Below are 24,950 nucleotides of genomic sequence, written 5' to 3' on the forward strand. Positions count from 1 at the left end.
CACGTGTTTGATTGTTGTTGATTGATCGCGAGGCTTTTCTGAGAAGGTCATGTTCTATTCCCTCAAAACACAATCCAATCCGATCGCCGGGCATAAAATCCGGGACGGAGTGTGAGGAGGTTCCGCGGCACACGTCTTGCATCTGCCTATTCACCGAGCAAACACAGATCGAGAAATTCGAAACGTGCTAGATAATTTTGTTTACATTTGCGTGTCGTAAGTTGTATAACAGTCAATACTTAAGCAGAACAGGAATTCAATGGCCGGTTGGAAAGAAGGTAACGTTTCTAACCTCTAAAAAAGCGTCTCTACGAATAATGTCAGTTATCGATAAGAACGTTGGATAACGCCATTTGTTTAATATGATCTTGTTATAACGAGTCCGGTAAAGGGAATTAAAATTGTGGATAACCCGATCCTTTCCAAGTTGCAAACTTCACCAGGCGATCCGCCGAGTGGGTCTGACGGTGCGCTTGATCGGGAGGGCTTTTTTGCAGAATCGTTAAAGCTGATTCGCAAAGTAATCGCTGGTCGTAGATCCGTTCTGGCCGATGACGTGCCGGATATTTCGCAGGAGGCTGCGTTAAGGCTTTGGAAGTGGCTCACGAAGTTTGAGGACAAAAGCTCACGAATGGCAGAAGCCGATTGGAAGTCCTTCACCGCGCGTACTGCTCACAACGAAGTAAATCGAAACCTCTCAAATCGAAACAAACGGATCGAGACATCTCTCGATGAAACCGAGGCTCTCGGTACCGAGCTAGATGCTTCGTCCGCAGAGACTTTTGTTTTGGTCAAAACGGTCTGGCAAGGTATTTGCAGGCTGAGTCTTTATCAACGCCAAGCGCTTATTTTCAATTCGGTAGATCTCGTGCTTTATCTTTTCCAATTTGGAATCGAAGAGAATGAACTGTTAGCAAAGCTCGAACTGACAAGGGAGTCTTGGGAAAGGATTTTAGCACGAATGCCTCTAACCGATATTGAAATCGCTGAGATAGCAAACCCGAATTCGGCCAATGGCCCAAAGATTGGCAACCGCAGGCGGTTAAGAAGGCAGATTTGACGCTCGCAAGAGACTTAAGGAGTTGATGAAATAAATGAATCAAGATCACTTATCAGCTGCTGAGGTCGCCATGTTTCGGGAAGACAGTTTTTCCTCGCGATCGATTGAGATCGGCCGACATCTTCTCGCCTGCAAAGAATGTCGAGCAAAATTACCATCGGTAACGCCGCAGGAGTTCCGGGACTGTGTTCTCGGTGCCGACGGTTCACGACTGGATGAATCTGAACACAAATCCCGATTTTTCAATTTACCGGTGTTGTCCGTCGCTAGAGTGACTGCTTTTGCAGGATTCGCAATTCTGCTTCTGGCCGGAATCTATTTTGTTGGTGTTCAACAGTTCGGTACGTCGAATACTGTTGCAAAAGCGAGAATAACCCAGCCACGAATGATTTGAATCCAGTCAACGACACTGTTGCCAATCAGACAACCCGTGAGAAGGAGCAGTTACCGACAAAGAGTGTGGACGTGCCAAAAAGAGATTCGAGGCCCAAGCCCCTTTGCCAAAACCGATCCAAGGAAAGTGGCGGGCGTTCGCAAGCAACCAAAGTTTACAACGCCGAAACTGCGGAAGCGAAAATCTGCTCGGGCGGGGCCACGATCAATCTTGAATCCAAATCCGATGGGAAAGAGGTCTTTCTCAAATGGAATTCTGTAAAGGGGCCGAGTCCTACGACATTTACATTTCAGGACCCTCGATGAGAACCTGATCAGACCATTTCGAGTCAAAATCTCAAACATATTACCGTTTGACGGTGAAGCTCGATCCGAAAGCCCTATCGCTGGAAGCTGATCATTACGCTAAAGAACGGCAAAGATCGTTGGTCCGCCCAAATTCTTACTTCGGGAACGCACGGAAGACGCCCTAAGATCGGGGGGCAAGGAAAAACAACGAGGGTCGTTTGAATTGCGGTGCGTGGAATCAAAATGAACAGAATAAATCACAACCAAATGAAGATTCAGACGCTGGCGGTCATCCTTTCTTGCTTGCTCATCTCAGTACACGGCCAGCAGTCTGACGATTTTCCAGTGCCAGCTAGCTTCCAATCAGAGGGTATTCCGCGCATCAAGAACGACGATGTTAAGCACCTTTTCTTTGAACCATCTGCGATAAAGAGCAATTTGATCTGGGACGTCGATCGAACCGCTCGCAAATTACTTGTCACCGATGAAAAGAACGCCATCTACTCTGTGGATTCTCCTTTGTCCGCGCCAAGGTTGGCCCTCGACGGAAGGGTGCCAAGCACTCTACGGGTAAATCCGACTTCGTCGGTTGTTGCCTTCAACAATGACAAGGAAGATCCAGACAATTACGCCCTTTTCCTTTGGGACGGAAAATCTGAGGCTCGAAAGCTATCGCGTTTTGACGGTAAAGACGATTCAGTCGATTCGTTTGTCTGGGATCGGGATGGAAAGAGTATCTTTTACACCCTGAACGACTACGAGGCAAAAACGACAAAGCTCTGCCAAAGCGATCTCACAGCAAGCAAGTGCTTCGCGGTGGAGCTCAAGGGACTATGGAATGTAATTGACAATAACCGAGGCAACATTCTGCTTAAGTACTGGAAATCTTCGAGCAACCAGCACATCTACCTATACTCGATAGGAAGCGGGAAACTCACACCTCTTTCGGAATCGGGAAATGCAACAAAGGCATTTTTCCTGGACGGAAAGCCACTCGCGTTAAGCGAAGACTCGCCAGAATGTGGTGGAGGTCGGTGCTTAATTTCCGTTGATCCGCGTTCCGGAACCAAAGAGATCATCAGCCTTAAAAATGTGCGCGGCCATCTGGGCGACCTAAAACCTTCGCCCGATGGAAAATCGCTGTTGATTCAAGAGGCGTTCGACGGAATCGACAGTTTATGGATCGGAAAACTCAAGAGCAAAAGTATTGTGCCGGTCGTTCCGAACTTTCTAAACGGTTCTTACGTTGTTTGGAACACCCGTTGGCTTTCAAGCAGCGAGGTCGTTTTCACTGTCGAGAACATCGGTCAACCCGCATTCATAAAGTCGTTTGATTTGAAAACTAAAAAGACAACTGTTTGGACAAAGCCCCGACTTCCAGAGGTATTGACCGACTCTGTAAAGCCGCCCGAGACGATACGCTGGAAATCCTTTGATTCTAAGGAGATTTCGGGATACATCGTCAAACCCGCGAAGATTGAAAAGAAAAGTCCCGTTCTGGTGTTTATCCACGGTGGACCCCAGGTGCTCGACCGTCCGACATTTAGTTCTCTCGATGTCCGGTTTGCGACGTTTCTCGGATTGTCAATTATCCACACCAACATCCGAGGATCGAGAGGATTCGGAAACGACTTCATGGACGCTGACAACGGGGCCAAAAGAGAGGACGCTGTTCGAGATATTAGCTCGCTTCTCGATTGGATCGAAAAGCAGCCAGACCTCGATGCGGATAACGTATTCATCCGTGGCGAAAGCTACGGGGGCTTCGTGGCTCTAGCGACCGGGCTAAAGGAATCTTCCCGAATCCGGGCCGTCATCGCCGAATATCCGCTCGTGTCGATCAGGAATTATCTGCAGCAAAGTTGGATCGATGAATTTGCAAAGAATGAATACGGAGATCCGAAAGACGAAATCTTGATGAAAAGCTTGATGAGCTTTCGCCACTGAACAATGCTTCGAAATGGAAAGGAACGCCGTTGTTCTTGACCAGGGGAAAACTCGACTCAAGGGTCCCGGAAGGGGACGTTCTTGGTCTCAAATCTCAACTTCGAGATGCAGGGGGCCGATGTTTGGTTCATATTTGCCAATGAGGCGGGACATGGCGTCTCAGGACGCTTCGTCACAGCGGCTATGTATGAATTTATTAAGACTCACCTAAGGAGGAAATGAAATGAAACGAACTAAAGCACTTCTCTTGGCGTTGACCATGACAACTTTGTTGGCTGGCAACATTTTCGCGACAGGCGGAGCATTGCCCGCGGCCAACAGTATAGTCACCTATGCGTTGACGGCCCTGCTCTCACTCGCTGGCGGCAATGATCAATGTCCCCTGCGCCAATGTACGACTTGTAGACCAAACAATGAGGGCGGAGACAACGGTGATTGTCGACCGACGCCGGACTAGGAGCGACGTTGATGAGAAGCATACCGAACATGTGGGCTAATGCGAAAAGGGCGATCCTGGTCATCTTCGCATTAGTTCTCATGTCGGAAATATCTCTGAGCCAAACCCGCTCACAATCCATATCTACGCTGTATTCAAAGGGTTACTTCGAAGAAGTAGCCAAAATTGCACCAGCTCAGATTTCAAGACTCTCCAAATCTGGACGGGTCCAAGAGGCGTCTGATCTGGCCGTGATATCTTGTCGGACGTTCATTCAACTGGGTCGGCTTGACGAAGCTGCTCAAATCGTTGAGCGATTCATTTCTGATTCCAGCTTACGAACTCGCTCTCCCGGATCTGTCGCTTCCCTTTACCTGTGTAAGGCGGGCGTTTCTCGCTCGAAGCGCTACGCGGAAAAATTAGTTACAAAATCCTCGATCGGAGAATACGAACATCGAAATAGGATCGCCCATCTTGAGTTTGCGAGTCTCCTCGATCTTACCGGCCAGACACGACGATCGAAGGACCTTTATCTCAAAGGCCTTGCCCTTTCGACTCGAGCTAAAGTGAACTATCACACCGGACAGTTCCTTTCCAGCCTCTTGCTGCGATCGTTATACGAAAATGATATCGAGTCCGCGAAAAGCTATCTAGCCAGGTTGGAGACAATCGATAAAGAAAAGCAATTCAGCTTTGAGCGTCTTCTAGGTAGAGCCTTGGTTGAGAACTTCAACGGAAACCGTACCCTTTCAGACGACTATTTCGCAAGACTGGCAAACGAAAAAGGTACATCCGATTTCGTTGTGCCATATTGGAAAAGCACGATCGCTGAGAAAGAACAAAACTGGAAAGAACTTATCGCGAATGCTCATCATCTACGCAAATTGACCGAAGATGAGAAGTTTCAAGACGACCTTCCCCAGATCTATTACAAACTTGCATTGGGTTCATGGCGACTAGGCGAGGAGAAATCCGCCAAAGAATATGCGGTGAAATCGCTCTCATTGTTCGAGCCATTTAGAAACGCATCGACGGTGGATCTTTCGATCGCTATGATGGAAGCCCACCATTCCGTCTATCGACTGCTCAGCGAGATTGAGGTAACCGACAATCCCACAAAGGCCTTTGAATATTCTGAGCTACTCAAAGCAAATCTGCTAAGAGACAGGATCGAAGGGTCGGTGTTGAAGCCCCGTCCTGATCTGTCCGAGGCAGCCCGAAACGAACTGATTAAGACTTCTCGCAACTACATCGAAGGAAAAGAAAATGAATCGGCTCTAACAAAGCTGGAAAATGGCATCGTGGCCGATAGACAAACAGCGAGCCAGCAAACTCAGGATTTCTCAACGCAGGGTTTGAAACTTCCAGATGGTGTAGCGATCGTTTCCTACGAATTCACGCCATCAGGTGAGCTATTCGCATTTGTTCTTGAATCAGGAAAACCGCTACGTGCCGTCAAACTTACTGTCAACGAAGAACGGGTCGTAAAACTCGCCTCAGAAACCCAAGCTAAAATAAAGGATCGCATTTTCTTCAAAATCGATGGGAAAAACTATTCGATCTTTGTTGAAACCATTGGACTTGAACTCAAGTCACATAGTTATCGTCCCCGACAAACTATTATGGAGAATACCTTTCCATGCCCTGAGCCCAGACGGTAATAAGTATTTGATCGAGACGAATACGGTTTCGTATTCACCTTCTGTTTATTTGCTGAAGCAGCAGCTTTCATCCGAACCACCACGAAGAAGAACAATTCAGATCTTTGCGAATGATACATTCAACCGCCAGAAACTAGCCTATGTAAATAGCGAAGCGACAAGTATTGGGAAGTTGTTCGGAATTTCACCTCGGCTGAATGCCGCTAAATCGGATTTCCTCAAATCTTCGGCAGACGCTGACATCCTTCATTTCTCCATGCATGCACAACTCGATGGCGAAAATCCTCTATCTTCATTTCTTGCCTTTCGGCAAAATTCCGCAGACGCTGGCAGATTAACAGTCAGCGACCTCTTATCGGTTCGTCTAAAGCCGAATAACCTAGCATTCCTTGCATCCTGTGACACAAGCAAAGTGCACAGCGGCGAAGGGCTGGTTAGTATCCCGTGGGCAATGCTGGGATCTGGGAGCTCATCGGTAGTTTCGTCGCAATGGGAAGCAAGCGATCGTGCAACCCAAACATTCAGCGGAATTTTCTACCGAGAACTTCTTAAAGGGTCATCGACGGCATCTTCACTGCAAACAGCTGCACGTGAATTGATTAACGACAAGTCATCTGGATTCCATGAACCCTATTTCTGGGGAGGTTTCACACTCCTTGGAGATTTTCGGTAGACAGGCTCGAAAGGATCTGAATTGGATTCGTGACGACCTTCGTCTTAGAATCCCTCGCTACTCAGCCATAGTCTAACTAGCCATCAGGATAATCCGCATAGAATCCAAGAAATACTTAAATAAGCGAAAGGCGATATTTAAAAACTATTCGGAAATGAACAAATCCAGATTTGGATCCGGCATAGGTGTGAGCGTAACTACGCCAGCGGAGAAATGTTCATGAAACCAAGTTTTTCAATTGTTTTGCAGAAGGCTGAGCGGCAGAATCGGAATTCTCTCATGCAGAAGGCTTTTTTGGCGAATCGAATCGCGAAAACGGTTAAGGGATTTTCTAGAAAGAACTCCTATACGGTTAAGGCTAAAGCACTTAATGCTATAATTGAGAAGTTCCCTAATGAAGTGGAGATTCGACAAGACGCTGCTCTTCCGGAGATGGTCGTTGTTAGCGTTATTCAAACGAGGTTTGGTTTACATGCTCCGAGAATTGCATTGGAAGCCTATTGCTAATCATGTCACTTTGGATCGAAGCGCTTAAATCGGCGGGACGTGGCTATTCTGATCGGGCCAGAGATCTGCTGAATGAAATTATTATCGCTCTTCGGTACCCGAAACAGGGTCGGACAGCCGCAGACTGTGCCTACGACGGCCCTGTCGCGAAGGCCGTTCTTCATGCGGTCAACGGTTTTACGGACACAGAAGATAGGCAACTCGCGTTAAACAATGCGGAAGAACTGATTGACTATATCGTCGACCAGATTGGCAGGAAGATACAACGGACTATCGAGTTGGCAGAGTATTGTCTGACACATTCTGATAAAGGTTTAGACTCCGTAACTAAAGACTTTGAAGGACTAGGTGCTCTAAAGCGAAGTCCGGCGGCCTTGCAGGCGTATGTGGCTCTGAGACTTCAGTCGATGGTCTCAGTTGGTGTCGAATTCGCGATACAGAGTGTCGCAGTAAATCAAGCCTGTGCTCTACAGACTGACGAGACGAGACTGCTGGGTTTTGACGAACGCCAGCTTCTTAAAAGCCTTCAAATAAATGAAAAGTGGCTGGATTTCCGCGAACGCCAAAAGTTGACTTACAAGCACGAAAGCTATGACTTGTTGTATGAAAATGTTTCATCGGAAGCTTCTGATTTCGGAGCAATTGCTTACAAGTTCGCCAACTTTTCATTTGAACATGATCTGGAATTTGACCAGCTTACAAAACAAATTTCGGAGTTGTTGAATCAGACGCTCAATGAATTTCATTCAGACAAGCCAACTCTCGGATTTGGTCCGATTGCTTGGCATCGTGTTTGGTGGAGTTATGACCAAGACGGGTACTTAAATCTAACTTGCTTAGCTCCCGAATGTTCAACAGATGAGATTTTGGCGGCACACATTTCAGGAGAATATCCAGAAGTACAAAATATGAACCGCCTTATAGCTCAGCGAAGGCGCACAAGACTCGAGTATGTCTGCCAAGAACGGGTGACGGAACTCTATCAATTATACGGACGAGCAAGGTAGCTAAGTTATCATGAACGCGAATATCAGACTTGAAATTACCCGCGAGGTTCTAGAGAATGCCGCTGCATCAGCGCAAGCAGCGTCCACGAAGAAGGCAAAACAAAGATTACTAGTTTCGCAAGCCGTTAGCCTAACCTTCAGGGATCATCTTGAAAAAGATCATGGCTTAGAGTGTTTCGATGGGCGAGCTGAGAAATCAGATTATTCTGACCTTCTTGATGTTAACGATTTCGCTGTCAACGGTTGGAGTGTCGAGGTCAGGACCGCAACTGACTCGGATGAACGTGCAATCTACATTCCCACAATTCCGATGATTGTTGGATTCCTGTCTGACTATTATGTTGCGGCAATTGTTGATCGTCATTTAACCATTGTAGAAATTCTAGGATTCGCTAACCGAAAGCTTGTTGCGGATGCCGATTTAGCACCGAATGGCCTTATGGCGATACTTCCGGAAGATGAGTTACTTTCCATCGAAGAATTTGTTTCCTTGATTCATGCAAGTCACACACAGGATGCTGAAAGTATTCGGCTATTTGAAGAATGGACAACACGAGCGGGCCGCCTATCGCGGAAGCTCGAGCAAATCTTAGGTGGCGAGTCAGATCTAACACTTGAGGATCGTGACCGTCTTGCGGCCTCGCTGAGCGACGAGGTACTTCGCCTATACGGCGAAAAAGCTCCGCCACTGGGAATTGAGCAATTAATGGTAAAGCTCAAGGATCGCTTTAATCTAGGTGAAGTCATTCGCAAGCATCCTAGCAGTCCAATCTTATTCTCAAATTCTACCCGGGAAGAACAGGTATCGTCTGATCCGGCAACGGAGCGCAAACTTCTAAAGGACGAATTACCAGTCGCAAGGCGCGTTGGCCTCTATCGACGCTTTCTCGAATCTCCTGAAGAGCACAATGCCCATAAGAATACAGTTACGCTGATCGACAAGATAACTGACGGTAGTTATCAAGTCTCGCCTCCCAAGCGAGCCCAACAAAGAGAACTCAATAGTTTGGATGCTAAGACCTCTGAATCTCAAGCAATTCCCCCAATTTCGGATGATGTCGAGCAGACTGAAACAGACGAATGGTTTTCGGAATTGGATCGCACGTCAACAGAAGAACAATTAGAAAAACAGGACGCGTTCGATCCAAAACAAATTATGGCAGAGATAATACCAAACGTTATACTCGTGGGCTCACTGTTCAATGAACCCGTCCGGGTAATCACTACTCAATCGGTTGGCGAGAAGTTGAAGATAATTGGAAAGGGCCTAAATACCGGCAAGGTGCACGAGCCGATTCTAAGTGCAGAACAGATCGCAACCCTACAGATCACTAGTGACACGCCGACATTTGACGGTAACCCGCTGAAATTCAAGTTGGGAATCGAATCGCTCCGGCTGAAACTGGCTTATGAGTACGATCCGTTCTTTGCATTGTCGGTCGCGCGCGTCGATCCCCTTCCACACCAATTGGAGGCTGTCTATGACTACTTTCTGAAGTTGCCAAGAATACGATTCTTGCTCGCAGACGATCCGGGCGCTGGTAAAACAATAATGGCCGGATTGCTCATTAAAGAGTTAAAACTCCGTGGGTTGATCAAGCGGATCCTCATCATCACTCCAGCTGCATTGTCGTTTCAGTGGCAACGTGAAATGAAGGATAAATTCCGTGAGGATTTCCGAGTAATTAAGGGCGGTGATATGCGTTCTCAATATGGGGTGAATCCTTTTCAGGACATCGATCAGGTCGTAACTTCGGTAAGCTGGGTTTCCACGCAGGACTACGCAAAGCAGAGCCTCCTTCGAAGCGAGTGGGACCTAATCGTTGTCGATGAAGCCCACAAACTAAGCGCTTACGGTAACGATAAGACAACACTGGCCTATCGGCTCGGAGAAGATCTATTCCCTAAATCTGATCACTTGTTGTTAATGACGGCAACACCACATAAGGGTGATCCAAAAAATTTCCGTAAGTTTCTAGAGCTACTTGACCCTGACGTCTACGGTGACATCGAGAGCTTAGAGCAAGCTATGGAAAGGAAAGAAGCTCCGTTTTACCTTCGACGTACAAAGGAGGCTCTCGTAACCTTTCCTGACCCTGAAACTGGCAAGTCGAAAAAGTTATTTACAAAGCGTAACGTTCACACGATCGCATTCAACATTGACGCCGACGAGGCCGACCTTTACAACGCTCTCACCGGGTATGTCGAAGAACAATCTATCAAGGCCTCACACGCTGAGAACCGATCGCAAGGGCGAATTCTAGGGTTTACGATGGCGATGCTTCAAAGGCGGTTTGCATCGAGTATTTACGCACTACGCCGTTCGTTGCAGCGGATGAAAGACAAACGACAAGCCATTCTGGACGATCCGCAGAAGTACATCGAGGAGCAGAAACGAAAGCAACTGCCAGACAACTACGAAGACCTTCCCGACGAAGAACAGCAGCGAATCATGGCTGATCTTGAGGACTTCGTGGCCTTCTTTGATCCGGACGATCTCCGAGAAGAGATCGAAAAGCTTGGCGAACTAATCATAATGGCCGAGGACTTGGAATCCCGCGAGATTGAAACCAAGCTCTCCCGGCTAAAGGAAGAGATTACAAGTCGAGGCATTTTTGACGATCCTAAGAACAAGCTTCTGATATTTACCGAGCACGCGGACACGCTTAAATATCTTGTGGAGAAGATTCGTGAATGGGGTCTATCGGTAACCCAGATATCCGGTTCGATGAAGGTGGGTGATTCGGAGGAACGCGGCACTCGTATATTTGCCGAGCGCGAGTTCAAGGAATCAGTACAGGTAATGGTCGCAACCGAGGCCGCCGGCGAAGGTATCAACCTCCAGTTCTGTTGGTTCATGATCAACTATGACATGCCATGGAATCCGATGCGGCTCGAACAGCGAATGGGACGAATTCACCGCTACGGCCAGACGAAGGACTGCTTGATCTTGAATTTTGTCGCGGAGAACACCCGTGAAGGTAGGGTGATGGAAAAACTGCTTACAAAACTTGAGGAAATCAGTTCTGAGCTTGGGCGTGATCATGTTTTCGATGTTGTTGGCGAGCTGCTCCAGCCTAACGAGATTGAGAGGCTTTTCCGAGACTTGTACGCTCACAATTTAACCGAAGATGTTATTACGTCCCGAATCGTGGAGCAGGTCGATATTGAGAAGATCAAGAAGATTTCTGAGTCCACATTGGAAGGTCTCGCGAAGCGGAATCTCAACATTTCGGCCCTGACGCAAGAACGTGAGAAAGCGAAAGAGCGGAGACTTGTTCCAGAAGTAATCGAAGATTTCTTTTTGAGTGCCTCTCCGGTTTCAGGAGTTCAACCTAAAGAGATCGGTGGAAAGGAAAAAACTTTCCGTGTCGGACGCCTTCCTCGCCCATTACAAGTGATTGGTGAAAGACTGGAGCCAAAATTCGGAAGACTCACGAGAGACTATAAACAAATTGTATTCGCTAGAGAGTTTGCAGAAAAAGACCCGTCCTCAGAATGGGTCACTCCGGGACATCCGCTCTTCGAAGCTGTCCGAGAAGATGTTGAGGAAAAGGTCAAGAAGGACCTCCAGAAAGGTAGTTTTCTTTATGATCTAAATACAAGCGAACCCTACCGCCTAGACGTATTTACAGCCGCAATCAAAGATGGGCTTGGGGAAACCGTACACAAACGGATTTTCGTGGTCAAAACGGCGATGTCAGGCGAGCAAGAACTTCGCGAGCCAACCCTTTTCCTCGACCTAGCTCTTAGCGACAAAGGGTCTGGCGTTTCAGAAAGCGTAACGAGTTCGTCACTGCCAGGAAAGGACGACAGTGAAGCTTATTTGCTCAGCGAAGCTATGGACGGGCTGCTTGCAGACGTTCAGGCTGAGCGCCAAAAACAATCAGGCATGGTGCTCGAACACGTTCAAATTAGCCTTAATGCCCTTCTCGCTCGTCAGAATGTAAGGCACATGGATCTACTGGACAAGCAGTTGCGCGGTGATTCGTCTGAGCCTCTTGAGGCGAATCTAAAGACTGTTGAAGACAAGCTCGACGATCTTAATAAACGTCTCGAAAAACGAACTACCGAGATCGAGCAGGAAAGAAATTGTTCGATCGGCGACGTTACATTCGTTGGAAGCTGTTGGGTGCTACCCCATCCGGAACGCCAAACACCTGAGATCGCACGAATGGTTAGCGATGCAGATATAGAACGGCGGGCTGTAGATTTCGTGATAGCCCACGAACAGGCTCATGGCCGAATCGTCGAGTCGGTCGAATCTCAGAACCGTGGATTCGATCTGATATCGCGACTGCCTCACCCTGAAGATCCTCAGACTGCAATGGATGTCAGGTTCATCGAGGTAAAAGGAAGATCCGCAGTTGGTGAGATCGCACTAACCACGAACGAATATAAAACGGCCGGGCGACTGAAACACGATTACTGGCTTTATGTTGTTTTTGACGCAGGGTCCGAAACGCCAGACCTAAACATTATCCGCGATCCGGCTCGACTTGGCTGGGAGCCGCTTTCGATTGTCGAGCGTTATCATGTAGGAGCAAGTGTTATCCAGGCTGCCGGTTCACAAGAGAGATGAAAGTAAGGAACTCATCGGGCCGCGAATATTACATTCAGCGTGCAAAAGACGACCGGATGGCAAACTGGTGCTCGCGCGTTACGCCCGTAGTTCTGGAATTTGACGGCGTGCGGGCCGACGCGTACGCGGATACTGATCGGTCAGACTGGATCTACATCCGGTTCAACGACACTACGTATTGCCATTGGGCAAAAGAAGCCGGTGGATTCGACCTTTTGGATGAAACCCACCTTGAGATCTCTGATCACGGCCGGACATATCGCAAGAGAGATCATGTTGGTGACAATGTTGATAACCGGTCCTCTTCGAAATCGGATGGTGATGACCGCTTATTGACGCGTGAGGATTTGGAAGCAGTTGTCGCTCATTTGCCTGCTCTTAAAGCGGCCGTTGCCGAACGTGACACTGACCCAGCCACGAAAGGACACGAGTATTCGAAAGATTTTGGTTCGATCGTGAGGCAAATCGTTCATGAGTTCCATTCCCGTCAGTTCATGTATGCGTTCGACTACATGGGCTGGATGGATGAAGGCCGACGCCTCATGGAGGATTCTGAAGGCTTAGCCGCAGCAGATCTTGAAACCATCCGCAAGTTGCTTGTTGTCCACTGGCGATCGGATTACTGGGATTCGGATAATGAACATTGGGAACACATCGCCGCGACCGGACATCTTTCGGCTCTGCTTGAACGGCTAGCAGTAATAGCGATTGAGTTGGAGCCGTCACCACAAAAAAGCGTCGGTAAATTTACTTGGGAAGATGGCGATATTGACAAAACGTCAATTCAGTTGCCCGAATCAGATTCCGACAATACGCAGGAATTTGTTCCGCCTGGATCGGACAAATACAAAGCAGCATTTGCAGAGGTCCGCGAGAGTTTGACGGAGAATCAGTTAAGAATGCTTCGCGCACACTATCATTCCGGTGGTCGAGCGATCACGGTACGAGAACTCGCTACCGCAATGGGCTATGACGATTTTAATCAAGGGAACCTCCAATATGGATCACTTGCAAAAAAATTGCTCCGCGCAATGGGCCGGGACGCTCGTGTCAAGATAATGGTATTCGGTGAACTCGTTTCCCGAAGAGAATTTGGTTTAGAAATGCATATCGTAATGCATGACGCCGTTGCCGCAGCCTTAAAGGAACTGAAATGGTTCAATGAAGTAGCAACAGATTAGAGGCAGAAGAAAGAAGGTAAATGAATCAATATCCCAAAAGACTTATCGAAGTGGATCTTCCGATCAAAAGGATCTCCGCGCACGCTCGACGCGAAAAGAGTATCCGACATGGACATATCTCGACGCTTCATATTTGGTGGGCACGACGGCCATTGGCCGCGTGCCGTGCAGTGATCTGTGCCTCATTGTGGTTTGACCCGGCGGACAAGAACTGTCCAGAAAGTTTTCGAGGGATTGCTCGTGAACAGATGCGTCTTTGGGGTGAACATCAACGCTCTCTAATGAGCAGCGAGAGCTTTGATGCGTTTGAGAAAGCAAATAAGAACGCTAATTTGTATGAAGACAATATATATCTCCGGGGACTGTTACTAGATTTCGTAGCTGATTTTTCCAACTGGGACAACTCTACCAATGAAAGCTTCTTGGAAACAAGTCGTTTAATAACGGACGCAGCACACTTAGCTAACGGGGGCGAACCCGGAACACGGCCGCTTGTTGTGGACCCTTTTGCTGGCGGCGGAGCGATACCGCTTGAAGCCTTGCGAGTAGGGGCGGATGCATTTGCATCAGACTTAAATCCGGTCGCTGTTTTACTTAATAAGGTCGTTCTCGAATACATTCCGAAATACGGCCAACGCCTTGCCGATGAGGTCCGCAGATGTGGCAAAGAGATAAACAAACAAGCTTCAAAGAAACTTGAGGCTTTCTATCCAAAGGGCTCGGACGGATCAATACCCATTGCGTACATTTGGGCCCGCACCGTAAGGTGTGAGGGCCCGAGTTGCGGAACTGAGATTCCGCTACTACGCACACTTACTCTGACGAAATCAGGGCATAAATGGCATTTGCAACTAGATCCTGATGAATCCGGCGAGATACGAGTCACAATATCTGAAGGAAGTAAGTCGTCCGGAATGCCGACCGTTACGGCCGGCAAGGCGATTTGTCCGCGATGCGGGCACACCACTGCGGCAAGTGCAGTAAAAGCGCAACTCTCCAGCCGACGCGGGGGGACTAACGACGCTCGACTAGTGGCGGTTTACGTTCTACGTAAAAGCGGTGACAGGGCCTTTCGAGTGCCCGAAGTCTCGGAGAAAGAATTGAATTCGGCAGCACAATCTCATTTAGACGTCGAATCTCTACCAACGGACAAAATAAACCCGACAAGACCGTATAAGAACAGTCGTGGTCTTAGCGCAGTCACAAGAATTGGCATAACTCAGTTTCGCGATCTCTACAGTTGGCGTCAATCACTCGTATTGCAGAGCTTTCGAAAACTTGTAAAAGATCTAGAGATTTCGAAGGACGACGTGGAATTTGAAGTTGCCGTCCGCACGGTTCTAAACTGCGCTCTCTCGAAATTCATTCCGCAGAACTGTACTCTTGCTCGCTGGGATGCGGGCCGCTCAACGGTGGTGGGAGCGTTTGGCAAACAGGCACTACAGATTACGTCCGATTTTGCCGAAGTGAATCCGATTAGCGACGTCGGAGGAAGCTGGTCCAGTGCTCTGGACTGGGTAGATCGAGTTATTCACGCGAATCTTGCAATAACCAACCCGGAGGCAATCGGAGCTCTTCCGAGCTCAAGAACAAGTTCAACCAGACGACAGCGTCGATGCATTGATAACCGATCCGCCGTACTTTGCTGCAATTCCCTACGCCGACCTGTCGAATGTTTTCTATGTTTGGGAACGGGATTTCATTCGAGATGTGCATCCGGAGTTATTTTCCAATGGATTGGTTAACCAGGTAGACGAGATAATAGTGACGAACGCGAATTGTGCTCGTGATGGTGTTGAAAAGACCTCGGAGTTCTTTGAATCTGAAATGAGAACCGCTCTATCCGCTCAACGTCGAAGTATTCGGCCCAACGGAATTGCATTGATCGTATTCGCGGATAGCGCCACAGATTCCTGGGAAGCCATTCTCAAAGCTATCGTCTCTTCCGGCTGGTATATTACGGGTCTTGGCCAATTGATACAGAACTTCAAAATCGGACGCAGGCCACCGAGTCCGCATCGCTCAATCGTCCGTACATGTAGTTTGTCGGCCAAGAGAAGATGCTAACGGCGAACTGACCAATGAGGTCGGCGACTGGCGAGACGTGATGCGGGAACTGCCTGTTCGTATCCATTCCTGGATGCCACGATTGGCTGAAGAGGGTGTTGTCGGTGCCGATGCGATCTTTGCGTGTTTGGGTCCTGCCTTAGAAATTTTCTCGAAATACGCATCGGTTGAAAAGCCGAATGGCGATACGGTAGAGCTACGTGAGTATCTGGAGCACGTGTGGGCGGCCGTTGCTAAAGAAGCTCTCAATATGATTTTTGCCGGCGCTGACACTGCCGGATTTGAGGAAGACGCTCGGTTGACAGCGATGTGGTTGTGGACACTTTTTTCAGGAACCACAAATACAAATCTTGATGACAAAGAGGACGGCAGCGATGACGAAAGCAGTGACGATGACGAAAACGCCGGTAGCAGAAAGAAGACGTCTGGCTACGTTCTGGAATACGATGCTGCCCGTAAGATTGCCAAGGCTTGGGAGCTCATCTCGAGGATCTTGATTCGATTATCGAGATAAAAGGCGACAAAGCTCGTTTGCTGCCCGTAAGCGAGCGGGCTAGAGATCTGTTCGGGATTCATTCGGCGGAAACGGGAGCAGGAGAGAGCAGACGCAAAACTAAGAATAAGGCTCAGGGCAAACTTTTCTCCGAAATGGATGACGGGGACTTCGAGACAACGTTAGGTGTCGGTGGACCTCCAAATTCTGCCTCGACCACATTGGATAGAGTTCACCAAACGATGCTCCTTTTTCGGAGCGGGACGCAGCGATGCAGTGAAACGGTTTCTGGTCGATGATGGCGTTGGGAATAGCGAGAACTTCTGGCGTCTCGCCGACAATCTTTCGAAACTCTACCCAACTGGAAGCGAAGAAAAACGCTGGGTCGATGGCGTTTTGGCTAGGAGGAAAGGACTCGGATTCTAAGCATGCAAGCTCGACAGGCAATAACTGACGCGGATCGTGACCTGCTGAGATCCATTCTCAAGCAGGATAACGAACGCATCCAAAATGAGATAGCCGACGCGACCGCCGAGATAGTTTTCGAGCTTGCCTTCGAAGGAGGCGGCATCGAGGTCACCCAATTTACGACAGCGGAAGGAAAAGTGTATTTCCGTAACTCGGGAACGAGCATGAGGCTTGATGACAACGATGACGAAGAGTGGGTAGATTGGCAATCTGATCCCACGACTTCGTTCGAAGGAGCACTAAGAGATCTGAAAATGGGCAGGGATATTTTGTGTATCTCGCCAATCAGGCTTCATCGGGATTACTCCGAGCTAGTGCGGCGGCATATCGAAGCCGCCCTTGCAGAAGTGACATCTGACGATCGAGAACGAATGGGAACGTCCCTTCCCCACAGCGTTGAAGGATGGTTTTCAAGAATTAGGCATTAGGAAGAATATGGCATTAAAACCCTGGTACAACGTAGTAACGCCCCGCGAAGACCTTCGCGAAGGACGCCCATTAGATGCGTCGGAATTTGCGGCGCATCTTGAACTCATACGCGACGGCAAAGCTCCAAAGGACTATACCGATCCAAAAACGTTCTTTGAACGAACGTATATGACCAAGAGTCTGACGGATCTTGCATCTGAGGTTATCAGGCGCCTCGCGGGCGAAACGACCGAGACCAACGCGATCTTTAACATGGCCACGCAGTTCGGTGGTGGTAAGACCCACGCGTTGACCCTGCTCTATCATCTGGCCGGCAATGGTTCGAATGCGAACGAATGGCAGGGCGTCCAAAAACTACTTCTCAAAGCCAATATAGCTTCAGTCCCAGAGGCGAAGACCGCAATTTTGGTCGGCACGGAGTTCGATTCGATTAGAGGTCGAGGCGGCGACGACGGTACGCCTCTTCGCAAAACGCCTTGGGGCGAGATAGCTTTTCAGCTCGGCGGCGAAGAAGGCTTTGCAGCCGTTGCAAAGCACGACGAACTGGGACAGGCTCCCGGCGGCGACGTAATTCGAGACTTCCTTCCCGACAAGCCGTGTCTCATCCTGATGGATGAGTTGATGAACTACATAACGCGACACCGCAAGAGTGGCCTGTCCGCACAGTTCTACACGTTCCTGCAAAATCTTTCCGAAGAGGCTCGCGCACGCAAGGGGATGGTTCTTGCCGTTTCGATTCCTGCTTCTGAACTCGAAATGTCTGCCGAGGATCAGAGTGACCACGATCGTTTAAAAAAGTTACTCGATCGTTTAGGAAAGCCGATTGCGATGTCAACAGAGAATGAAACCTTTGAGATCATTCGTCGCCGACTTTTTGAGTGGGATCCAAATTCGGTAGATGCGACCGGCAAGGTGATGCTTTCAAAGGAAGCGATCGCAACGTGCAATGCGTTTGGAGATTGGGTCGAGGAACACAAAGATCAGATGCCTCAGGTCTTTGACACTGAGAATGCCCGAAAAGCATTCGCCGAAACATACCCGTTCCACCCGATGACGCTATCTGTGTTTGAACGAAAGTGGCAGTCGCTTCCAAGATTCCAACGAACCCGCGGCGTTCTGCGGATGATGGCCCTTTGGGTTTCGCGTGCGTATGTCGATGGCTTTACGGGAGCGCATAAAGACCCGCTTATCTCGATGGGCACAGCACCGCTCAACGATCCCCTTTTTCGAGATGTAGTTTTCGAACAGCTCGGTGAAGAGAAATTGAAGGTGGCAGTGGATGCGGACATTTCAGGAAAGTCTGATTCTCATGCCATTCAACTGGATAAAGAGGCTTCAGACTCGATAAAGAAATCCAGGCTTCACCAGAAAGTCGCTACGGTAATTTTCTTCGAATCTAACGGTGGACAGTCGAGAGGCGAAACCACCTTACCTGAAATTCACGCCGCAGTCGCCGAACCTGATTTGGACATCGGAAACGTAATCACGGTTCTCGAAGAACTTGCTGCAAATGCGTATTACCTGACTGTCGAAGGAAGCAAATACCGTTTCGGTATTGCTGCAAATCTAAACAAGATCCTTTCCGACAAGCGGGCCGCGATCGACGGAAAAGAAGTTGAATCTCGGGTTCGGCAGGAAGTTTTGGACGTATTCAAGAAAGGGTCTGGTATTGAACGGGTGTATTTTCCGGAACGAAGCAACCAGATTACAGACCGCCCCATTCTGACGATCGTGGTCGGAGATCCGTCATCTCAGCTCAACGACCAGACAAAGGCAAACATCGGTCAGATGATCACTGAGAGCGGCCAGTCGGCCCGCACCTTCAAGAGTGCGTTGATCTGGGTAGTTTCGGACGCCGCTTCAACACTATTCAGTGATGCAAAAAAAGTGCTCGCTTGGGAAGCAATTGAGGGCGATCCGACGATCAGGATTGAGGATTCCCAAAAGGCACAGCTACGCGTAAACATCGAGAAAGCCCGACGCGATGTAAAAGAAAGTGTTTGGCGTACATATAAGCATATCGTTTTGCTTGATAAGGACAATTCGCTTCGCATCATTGACCTCGGATTGGTGAATTCCAGCGGATACAGTTCGCTCTCGGAATGCATTATCAATCGGCTAAAACAGGAAGGCGATGTCCAGGACTCGATCAGCCCAAACTTTCTTGTCCGTAACTGGTCGCCTGTCTTTGATACGTGGAGCGTTAAGTCCGTTCGCGATGCCTTTTTTGCTTCTCCACTATTCCCGAAACTACTTTCGGGCGATTCTATCAAGCAGACGATCATAAACGGCGTATCTGGCGGCCAGTTTGCTTACGTCATCAAATCAGGTGACGGCTATGATCCATTCCGTTTCAAAGAAGGGCTTCTGGCAAGCGAGGTCGAAATCGCGGATGACGTCTATATCCTGAAAAAAGAACTTGCCGAAAAGTACCTTGAGGCAAAACAAGCTCCCGCTCCTATAGGCAGACCGATGGATGACCCCGTTCCCCAGACACCAACAGAAGATGCGCCTTCCAACAAACCAAGACGATGGTGCGGATGAACCGCCTCTTTTCAAACAAACGGTATTGCAAGAATTTTCTGGTCCGGTGAAATTTCGTCCCAGAAATGGTCGCTGTTCTACCAAAAAGTTCTTTTGAAATACCACGGGCAAGACCTGAAAATTTCCCTTAAGTTTGAAAGCGCCCCCGACGACGGGATTTCGATGCAGAAGTTAGAAGAAACTAAATCCGCACTGCGCGAATTAGGACTCTCTGACGATGTGTCAACCGACTAATTAACCCACCCTCAGCGATCCAAGGGCTTTCTTCTATCTCGCTAGCAATAGCCAGAAAGTAGAAAGCCCTTTTTGTTAATTATTTCCGCCTCGAGTGAACAAATCACTTTTCCGATCCGGCCTAGGTATGAAGGACGGCAAATCGCCGCAAATAAATTCGGAAATGTCGGGGAAAAATGAACAAAGCACATTCGTGATCCGGCATAGGAATGAAAAGACACATTAGCAGGAGAAAAATCATGAGAACACGCGAATTAACAGAAATAGTCGGACGCCGTGACGCGGAAGCAATCGGTCTTGCGTTGGAAGAAAACTGGAACGACTGGGGCCGTTTCGAACGCTCTGAAGCGACCGCCACAACGTATGCAGAACGACTTCGACGAATTGAAGACAGCTTGCTTGGAATAATTTATGGCGACCAGGACTTAATTTTTGCTTAGTCTGAAAAGGAGATTTTTATGCATTCAGCAGCCCCCGCAATAAGCGGTTCAGAATTTGAGGAAAACGACGTCGCAATGTGCAGTGAAGTATCCTCCGTATCCTCTACAACTGTCCATCTTGAACTGGATGTGAACGATCCGGAGTCTGTCCGGGAAATACTTGGCAAAAAAGTCGGGAGAGAAAGAACGGAATACTCTCTCAATGCTTTAACCGTGGGATTGCTTTCACTTCGCCATGCGCGGGGTCAGGTTGACGCAGACGCGGTTCGTCGCGAAGGTGAACGGATCCTCGGCGATCTCGGAACCTCACTAGAGTCATACCGTGCAAAGATCACCGAGGGGCTCGGCAGTGTCTTGAAGGACTATTTTGATCCAAAGAGTGGCAGTTTTCAGCAGCGAGTCGAACGTCTAATCAAAGGACGGTGACCTGGAACAAGTCCTTCGGAGGCAGGTCGGTGCCGAAGGCTCAGAACTCGCAGCAGCATTAGCGTCACATGTTGGAGCAAACAGCCCAATAATGAATGTGCTCGATCCAACTCAGACCGGCGGTATCGTCAACGCAATCCGCGTTTCTGCGGAAGAGGCTCTGAAACTGGAATCGGAGAGGATTCTCTCCGAATTCTCACTCAACAATAAGAGTGGTGCAATGTCTCGAATGATCGCCGAATTGACTGAGAATAACGGCAAACTTACCGGGGACCTTTCCAGCCGTATTAACGACGCGGTTGCTGAATTCTCTCTAGATAAGGAAGACTCAGCGTTAAGCCGCCTGATGCGTAATGTTGATAAGGCGCAAAAGACCATAACCAGTGAATTCTCTCTCGACAACTCGGGGTCGTCACTTGCCCGGCTGCGCGAAGAACTGCTTGGGGTATTCGAGAAGCAGGCGGAGACTAACACACGATTTCAAAGTGATGTGACATCTGCCCTTGAAGCAATGAAAGCACGTCGTGAAGAATCTTTGCGATCAACTCGCCACGGCAATGATTTTGAATCTGCTGTGGTCGAATTCGTCACTCTTGATGCTCAAAGAGCTTGTGATATCGCAAGGTCGACCGGGGCGACGACTGGACTGATAAAAAACTGCAAGGTGGGTGATGCGGTGATTGAACTTGGTCCGGACTGTATGGCTGCTGGCGTAAAATATGTAGTAGAGGCAAAAGAGTCGGCGAGTTGTGACATCGGAAAAGCAAGGGACGAAATAGAGATCGCTCGGAAGAATCGAGGAGCCGCTGTTGGAGTATTTGTTTTCTCGAAGAAAACCGCTCCCGCAAACATCGAATCCATAGCACGATATGGTGAAGATGTGTTCGTTGTTTGGGATGCGGACGACTTGGCGAGCGATGTAATACTAAGGACAGCCTTGAGCCTCGCGAAGGCTATATGTGTCCGTGAATCATGTAAGCGCAATGCAGAGGCGGCCGAGTTCGAGGCAATCGATACCGCGATACTCGGGATCGAGAAAGAGGCTAAGCGTCTTGACGACATGCGGCGTTGGACAGAAACTATAAAAGCTAGTAGCGATAAGGTACTGGATTCTGTACGCAAAATGGCTGATGGTCTGCAGTCACAGGTAGCTAGGTTGCGAGAGGCTGTCGATGGCTTGGATCCAAACGACTGAACACCGAAGAACCACAAATCTGAGCCACGAGATTGGGGATGGAATTTTCGAAAATTCTCAAAAAGATTCAAAAGAAACAGCGAATGCTGCTAAAAGTGATCGCCGTCCGTAACCTGGAGCCAGACTCAGATGGTCGTTTAGAGAGGATTGCGTCGGGACTGCGTGATTTTGGACTCATTGAAGAGACGTCCCTTTCACTATCCTCAACCGGTATTGAACTTTTAGCGAACTTTGGAAATACCATCTTTCAGGATATTCAGATGGATGACAAAGCTCTTTTAGATAAGCTGCTCCAAAGAATTGCGACATCATCGGAACCCAAGATCAAAAAGATCGAAAAACAGTTTCTTACCTTTCTTTTCGATGGGCCAGTTGCGAAGTCCAATATTCGTGGGGGAAAGAAGCTAATGCCTCACTTGCAAAGCTTGGGGGCAATAGTTGTTTCAGAAGAAGTGAGTCTCACTGACCTCGGCCGGCACTCCGTTGGAACGGTCTCAGCCATAGCCAAAGAGGAAGCGAGATCCCGATTTTTCACATCCGTCCGCTCAGATGGACGGAGTAAGTTGGCTGATAGGGCGGAGCGGTTTCTGGCTCTCTATAGGAACGGATTTACTTATCAGGAGATTGGAGATATACATGGATTGACTCGTGAGAGGGTCAGGCAGATTCTTAATATAACCCCGAATTTTCCTGCCTACCTACAAGAGCATGAGGAAGGAGAGAGGCAACGTGAACTGCAAAAGGAAAAGGACTCAAAGTGGAAACGCCTAGAAAAAAGTCTCGCCAACCAATTCCCAGATCGGGTTGATGAGCTTTGGGACCGCGAGAAGAATTTAGGGCTTGATCCAACACAGATCTCGTCGCGAAGCGCGTCAGTTGAAATTTGGTGGAAGTGTCCAAAAGATGGTCATTCATGGTTGAAGCGTCCTTGCGATATCGTTGTTAGCTGGTGGCGATCGGGAACATCTGGATGCCCGAAATGTGCCGGGAAGACAAAGAAACCCGTAAAACAGGAGAAACTCGTCGATGCTTATCCTCAGTACGTTAGGCAATATTGGGATTTTGAGAAGAACGAAGCGGATGGATTGGATCCAAACGAGCTGACGCTAGCAAGCAACTGGAAGGCATGGTTTAGATGTCCGAAAGACTCGCATTCTTGGCAAGGCCGAATTCACGCGACAGTAAGGCAGCAGTGGTCACGTGGAAATGCTGGATGCCGAGTGTGCAATGGAACAATTGATCGCAAGTTAGGCGAATGGGGAAAAGCTCCAAAGCTTTCCGACGAGTTTCCGGAACAGGTTCGCGTTTATTGGGATAAGGAAAAAAATGACGAACTTGGCCTCGATCCATCTGAAATCACTTTGGGATCGTCAAGAGAGGGTTGGTTCCGGTGTCCCGTTGACGCCCATCGCTGGACAGCAAGAATCACAGCGATCCGTCAATCTTGGAGTAACGGAAGTAGCGGGTGCCCGTCTTGTCACGGACGTTCAAAGGGAGAAGGCTCTAAATTGACAGAAATATATCCCGCTTTCATTGCAGAAATTTGGGATTTCGAAGAGAACGAGAATGACGGACTTTCCTATGAAAAACTAACGACAGGTTCTGGTAAAACTGCTACCTTCTATTGTTCCCAACACGCAACACGATGGAGCGAGCCAATAAAGGAGATTGTCAGGTACTGGGAATTAGGAAAAAATGGATGCCCAACGTGCACGAAAGGCCGCAAGATTAAATTCTGATCAAGATCTCGTTCTAATCCCTTGTGTTCCATACAGTTTTCTCGCGGCTGCCCCTATATTTCAATCCAAAAACTCTACATAGTCAGTAAAGGATCGACTCTTCTTAACCCAGATTCGCATTGTCAAGCCGTTTTACTGCTTCCAACATCAGATCGGCATCAGTCTCGGCGTAAATGTTTGTGATGCTCATGTCGGAATGAGCGAATAGATTTTGAACTATTAGCGGATTAGTGTTCCTTCGAATCAGTTCACTTGCAAAGTAGGTTCTTAGGTCGTGGAAATGATAGTTTTCTTCTCGCGTGCCGTCGGGCTTATTGATCTTTGCTCTTACGAGAACCGGATGCCACCGTTTTCGGAAATCGACAATTGGAAATGGTAGTTGTTTGTCGGCGATTAGGTCCCGTAAAACCGATGCTGCGGTTGCATTGATCGGAACGGATCGCGGAGGGCGTCCCTTCGAACCAATTACCCACACCCTTTGATTCTCAAAATCGATCACCTCCTCATTCAAAGCCAATAACTGGCCTCGGCGCAACGGCATGTTAACGGCCAATTGGACAAGCCTGTAAAGTAGCTGATCGGATTCAAGTTCCTTCCAAAGTGCTTTCTTCTGCTCGGTCGTAAGTAGGCGCTTTCTTGGCGGTGGTTCTGGTAAGGCCTTCACATACTGCATCGGATTGCGATCGAGAACGTCTTCTTCGCAAGCGAGACTAAAGATCTTCGACAAAGTCGACATGATCCTATTGATCGAGGAAGGAGATATCGAACTTTTCTTTTTTCTCTGGTTTTTTCCGTACTGAAGTTTATTCCTGCAATCGCGACAATCCTGTGGCGTAATGGTATGCAGAGGTTGATCCTTTAGGTGTTTCAAAAGAAGTTTTATGTAAAGATTCTTCGCCCCTTTATTGACGTTGTTTTGCTCTACATATTTTCGATAGGTTGTTTCTACAAAGTCTCCAAAAGTTACAGTCGTATCTGTTTGTCCGAATGATCTGTCGAATAGTTGCTTGACCAGTTGTCGCTCGGCGAGTTCCGCTTCTTCCTTAGTACGGGCTGTCGGAATAACCTGATGAATGGTCTTGTGTCCTTTAACTCGTCTGTATACCCACCAGCGAGCTGCCGCATACGCCGGATGCTTAGCGTTTATCCGCTTACCGTTATATTTCTTAAAAACTGACAT

At 48.4% G+C, this 24,950-nt stretch carries 16 protein-coding genes and 2 pseudogenes; 17 read left to right on the forward strand and 1 reads right to left on the reverse strand.

Features of this window, described 5'->3' with window-relative positions; translation table 11 throughout:
* Positions 1-403 precede the first annotated feature (403 nt).
* From IPM28_00005 to IPM28_00085, 17 genes and pseudogenes are all read left to right on the forward strand, one after another.
* Positions 404-1,060: a sigma-70 family RNA polymerase sigma factor gene (locus IPM28_00005; GenBank protein MBK9171381.1), complete on the forward strand. Its 657-nt coding sequence runs from the start codon at positions 404-406 to the stop codon at positions 1,058-1,060.
* A gap of 34 nt (positions 1,061-1,094) precedes the next feature.
* Entirely contained in the window at positions 1,095-1,454 is a 360-nt protein-coding gene (locus IPM28_00010) for a hypothetical protein (GenBank protein ID MBK9171382.1), read from the forward strand.
* Positions 1,455-2,008: 554 nt separating this feature from the next.
* The gene (locus IPM28_00015) at positions 2,009-3,688 is read left to right on the forward strand and encodes a S9 family peptidase (GenBank protein MBK9171383.1); all 1,680 of its coding nucleotides are present in this window, start codon (positions 2,009-2,011) and stop codon (positions 3,686-3,688) included.
* A 223-nt stretch (positions 3,689-3,911) separates the two neighbouring features.
* Entirely contained in the window at positions 3,912-4,145 is a 234-nt protein-coding gene (locus tag IPM28_00020; GenBank protein ID MBK9171384.1) for a hypothetical protein, read from the forward strand.
* Positions 4,146-4,690: 545 nt separating this feature from the next.
* Positions 4,691-5,785, forward strand: a complete 1,095-nt coding sequence (locus IPM28_00025) for a hypothetical protein (GenBank protein ID MBK9171385.1) — start codon at positions 4,691-4,693, stop codon at positions 5,783-5,785.
* Positions 5,706-6,458 carry a CHAT domain-containing protein gene (locus IPM28_00030; GenBank protein ID MBK9171386.1) on the forward strand — a complete coding sequence of 251 codons (753 nt, stop codon included), beginning with the start codon at positions 5,706-5,708 and terminating at the stop codon, positions 6,456-6,458. Before IPM28_00025 ends, IPM28_00030 begins: the two co-directional genes overlap by 80 nt.
* A gap of 219 nt (positions 6,459-6,677) precedes the next feature.
* Complete coding sequence (locus tag IPM28_00035; protein ID MBK9171387.1) at positions 6,678-6,965, forward strand: hypothetical protein; 288 nt, start codon at positions 6,678-6,680, stop codon at positions 6,963-6,965.
* 2 nt (positions 6,966-6,967) lie between these two features.
* Positions 6,968-7,972: a hypothetical protein gene (locus IPM28_00040; protein MBK9171388.1), complete on the forward strand. Its 1,005-nt coding sequence runs from the start codon at positions 6,968-6,970 to the stop codon at positions 7,970-7,972.
* A 10-nt stretch (positions 7,973-7,982) separates the two neighbouring features.
* Positions 7,983-12,554: a DUF1822 family protein gene (locus IPM28_00045; protein MBK9171389.1), complete on the forward strand. Its 4,572-nt coding sequence runs from the start codon at positions 7,983-7,985 to the stop codon at positions 12,552-12,554.
* A complete protein-coding gene (locus tag IPM28_00050) occupies positions 12,551-13,735 on the forward strand; it encodes a hypothetical protein (protein ID MBK9171390.1) in 1,185 nt (394 codons plus the stop codon). The genes IPM28_00045 and IPM28_00050 overlap by 4 nt, the downstream gene beginning before the upstream one ends.
* Before the next feature lie 20 nt (positions 13,736-13,755).
* Positions 13,756-16,721, forward strand: a pseudogene (locus IPM28_00055) (DUF1156 domain-containing protein).
* A 2-nt stretch (positions 16,722-16,723) separates the two neighbouring features.
* Positions 16,724-17,191: a hypothetical protein gene (locus IPM28_00060; GenBank protein ID MBK9171391.1), complete on the forward strand. Its 468-nt coding sequence runs from the start codon at positions 16,724-16,726 to the stop codon at positions 17,189-17,191.
* 7 nt (positions 17,192-17,198) lie between these two features.
* Positions 17,199-19,970, forward strand: a pseudogene (locus IPM28_00065) (ATP-binding protein).
* 239 nt (positions 19,971-20,209) lie between these two features.
* Positions 20,210-20,410 carry a hypothetical protein gene (locus IPM28_00070; GenBank protein MBK9171392.1) on the forward strand — a complete coding sequence of 67 codons (201 nt, stop codon included), beginning with the start codon at positions 20,210-20,212 and terminating at the stop codon, positions 20,408-20,410.
* An 18-nt stretch (positions 20,411-20,428) separates the two neighbouring features.
* Entirely contained in the window at positions 20,429-20,836 is a 408-nt protein-coding gene (locus tag IPM28_00075; protein ID MBK9171393.1) for a hypothetical protein, read from the forward strand.
* A 91-nt stretch (positions 20,837-20,927) separates the two neighbouring features.
* Positions 20,928-22,031 carry a hypothetical protein gene (locus IPM28_00080; protein MBK9171394.1) on the forward strand — a complete coding sequence of 368 codons (1,104 nt, stop codon included), beginning with the start codon at positions 20,928-20,930 and terminating at the stop codon, positions 22,029-22,031.
* A gap of 38 nt (positions 22,032-22,069) precedes the next feature.
* A complete protein-coding gene (locus tag IPM28_00085; GenBank protein ID MBK9171395.1) occupies positions 22,070-23,770 on the forward strand; it encodes a hypothetical protein in 1,701 nt (566 codons plus the stop codon).
* 103 nt (positions 23,771-23,873) lie between these two features.
* Here IPM28_00085 and IPM28_00090 read toward each other — a convergent pair whose 3' ends face one another.
* Positions 23,874-24,950, reverse strand: coding sequence for a site-specific integrase (locus tag IPM28_00090; GenBank protein MBK9171396.1), 1,077 nt, complete (start codon positions 24,948-24,950; stop codon positions 23,874-23,876).

The sequence above is a fragment of the Chloracidobacterium sp. genome (assembly GCA_016716305.1).
Classification (GTDB): Bacteria; Acidobacteriota; Blastocatellia; order Pyrinomonadales; family Pyrinomonadaceae; genus OLB17.

What these genes read in the sequence shown, in the direction of transcription:
- IPM28_00010 (MBK9171382.1), top strand. Translation starts at nt 1,095, where the DNA reads ATGAATCAAGATCACTTATCAGCTGCTGAGGTCGCCATGTTTCGGGAA.
- IPM28_00015 (MBK9171383.1), top strand. Translation starts at nt 2,009, where the DNA reads ATGAAGATTCAGACGCTGGCGGTCATCCTTTCTTGCTTGCTCATCTCA.
- IPM28_00020 (MBK9171384.1), top strand. Translation starts at nt 3,912, where the DNA reads ATGAAACGAACTAAAGCACTTCTCTTGGCGTTGACCATGACAACTTTG.
- IPM28_00035 (MBK9171387.1), top strand. Translation starts at nt 6,678, where the DNA reads ATGAAACCAAGTTTTTCAATTGTTTTGCAGAAGGCTGAGCGGCAGAAT.
- IPM28_00040 (MBK9171388.1), top strand. Translation starts at nt 6,968, where the DNA reads ATGTCACTTTGGATCGAAGCGCTTAAATCGGCGGGACGTGGCTATTCT.
- IPM28_00045 (MBK9171389.1), top strand. Translation starts at nt 7,983, where the DNA reads ATGAACGCGAATATCAGACTTGAAATTACCCGCGAGGTTCTAGAGAAT.
- IPM28_00050 (MBK9171390.1), top strand. Translation starts at nt 12,551, where the DNA reads ATGAAAGTAAGGAACTCATCGGGCCGCGAATATTACATTCAGCGTGCA.
- IPM28_00060 (MBK9171391.1), top strand. Translation starts at nt 16,724, where the DNA reads ATGCAAGCTCGACAGGCAATAACTGACGCGGATCGTGACCTGCTGAGA.
- IPM28_00070 (MBK9171392.1), top strand. Translation starts at nt 20,210, where the DNA reads ATGAGAACACGCGAATTAACAGAAATAGTCGGACGCCGTGACGCGGAA.
- IPM28_00075 (MBK9171393.1), top strand. Translation starts at nt 20,429, where the DNA reads ATGCATTCAGCAGCCCCCGCAATAAGCGGTTCAGAATTTGAGGAAAAC.
- IPM28_00080 (MBK9171394.1), top strand. Translation starts at nt 20,928, where the DNA reads ATGAATGTGCTCGATCCAACTCAGACCGGCGGTATCGTCAACGCAATC.
- IPM28_00085 (MBK9171395.1), top strand. Translation starts at nt 22,070, where the DNA reads ATGGAATTTTCGAAAATTCTCAAAAAGATTCAAAAGAAACAGCGAATG.
- IPM28_00090 (MBK9171396.1), bottom strand. Translation starts at nt 24,950, where the DNA reads ATGTCAGTTTTTAAGAAATATAACGGTAAGCGGATAAACGCTAAGCAT.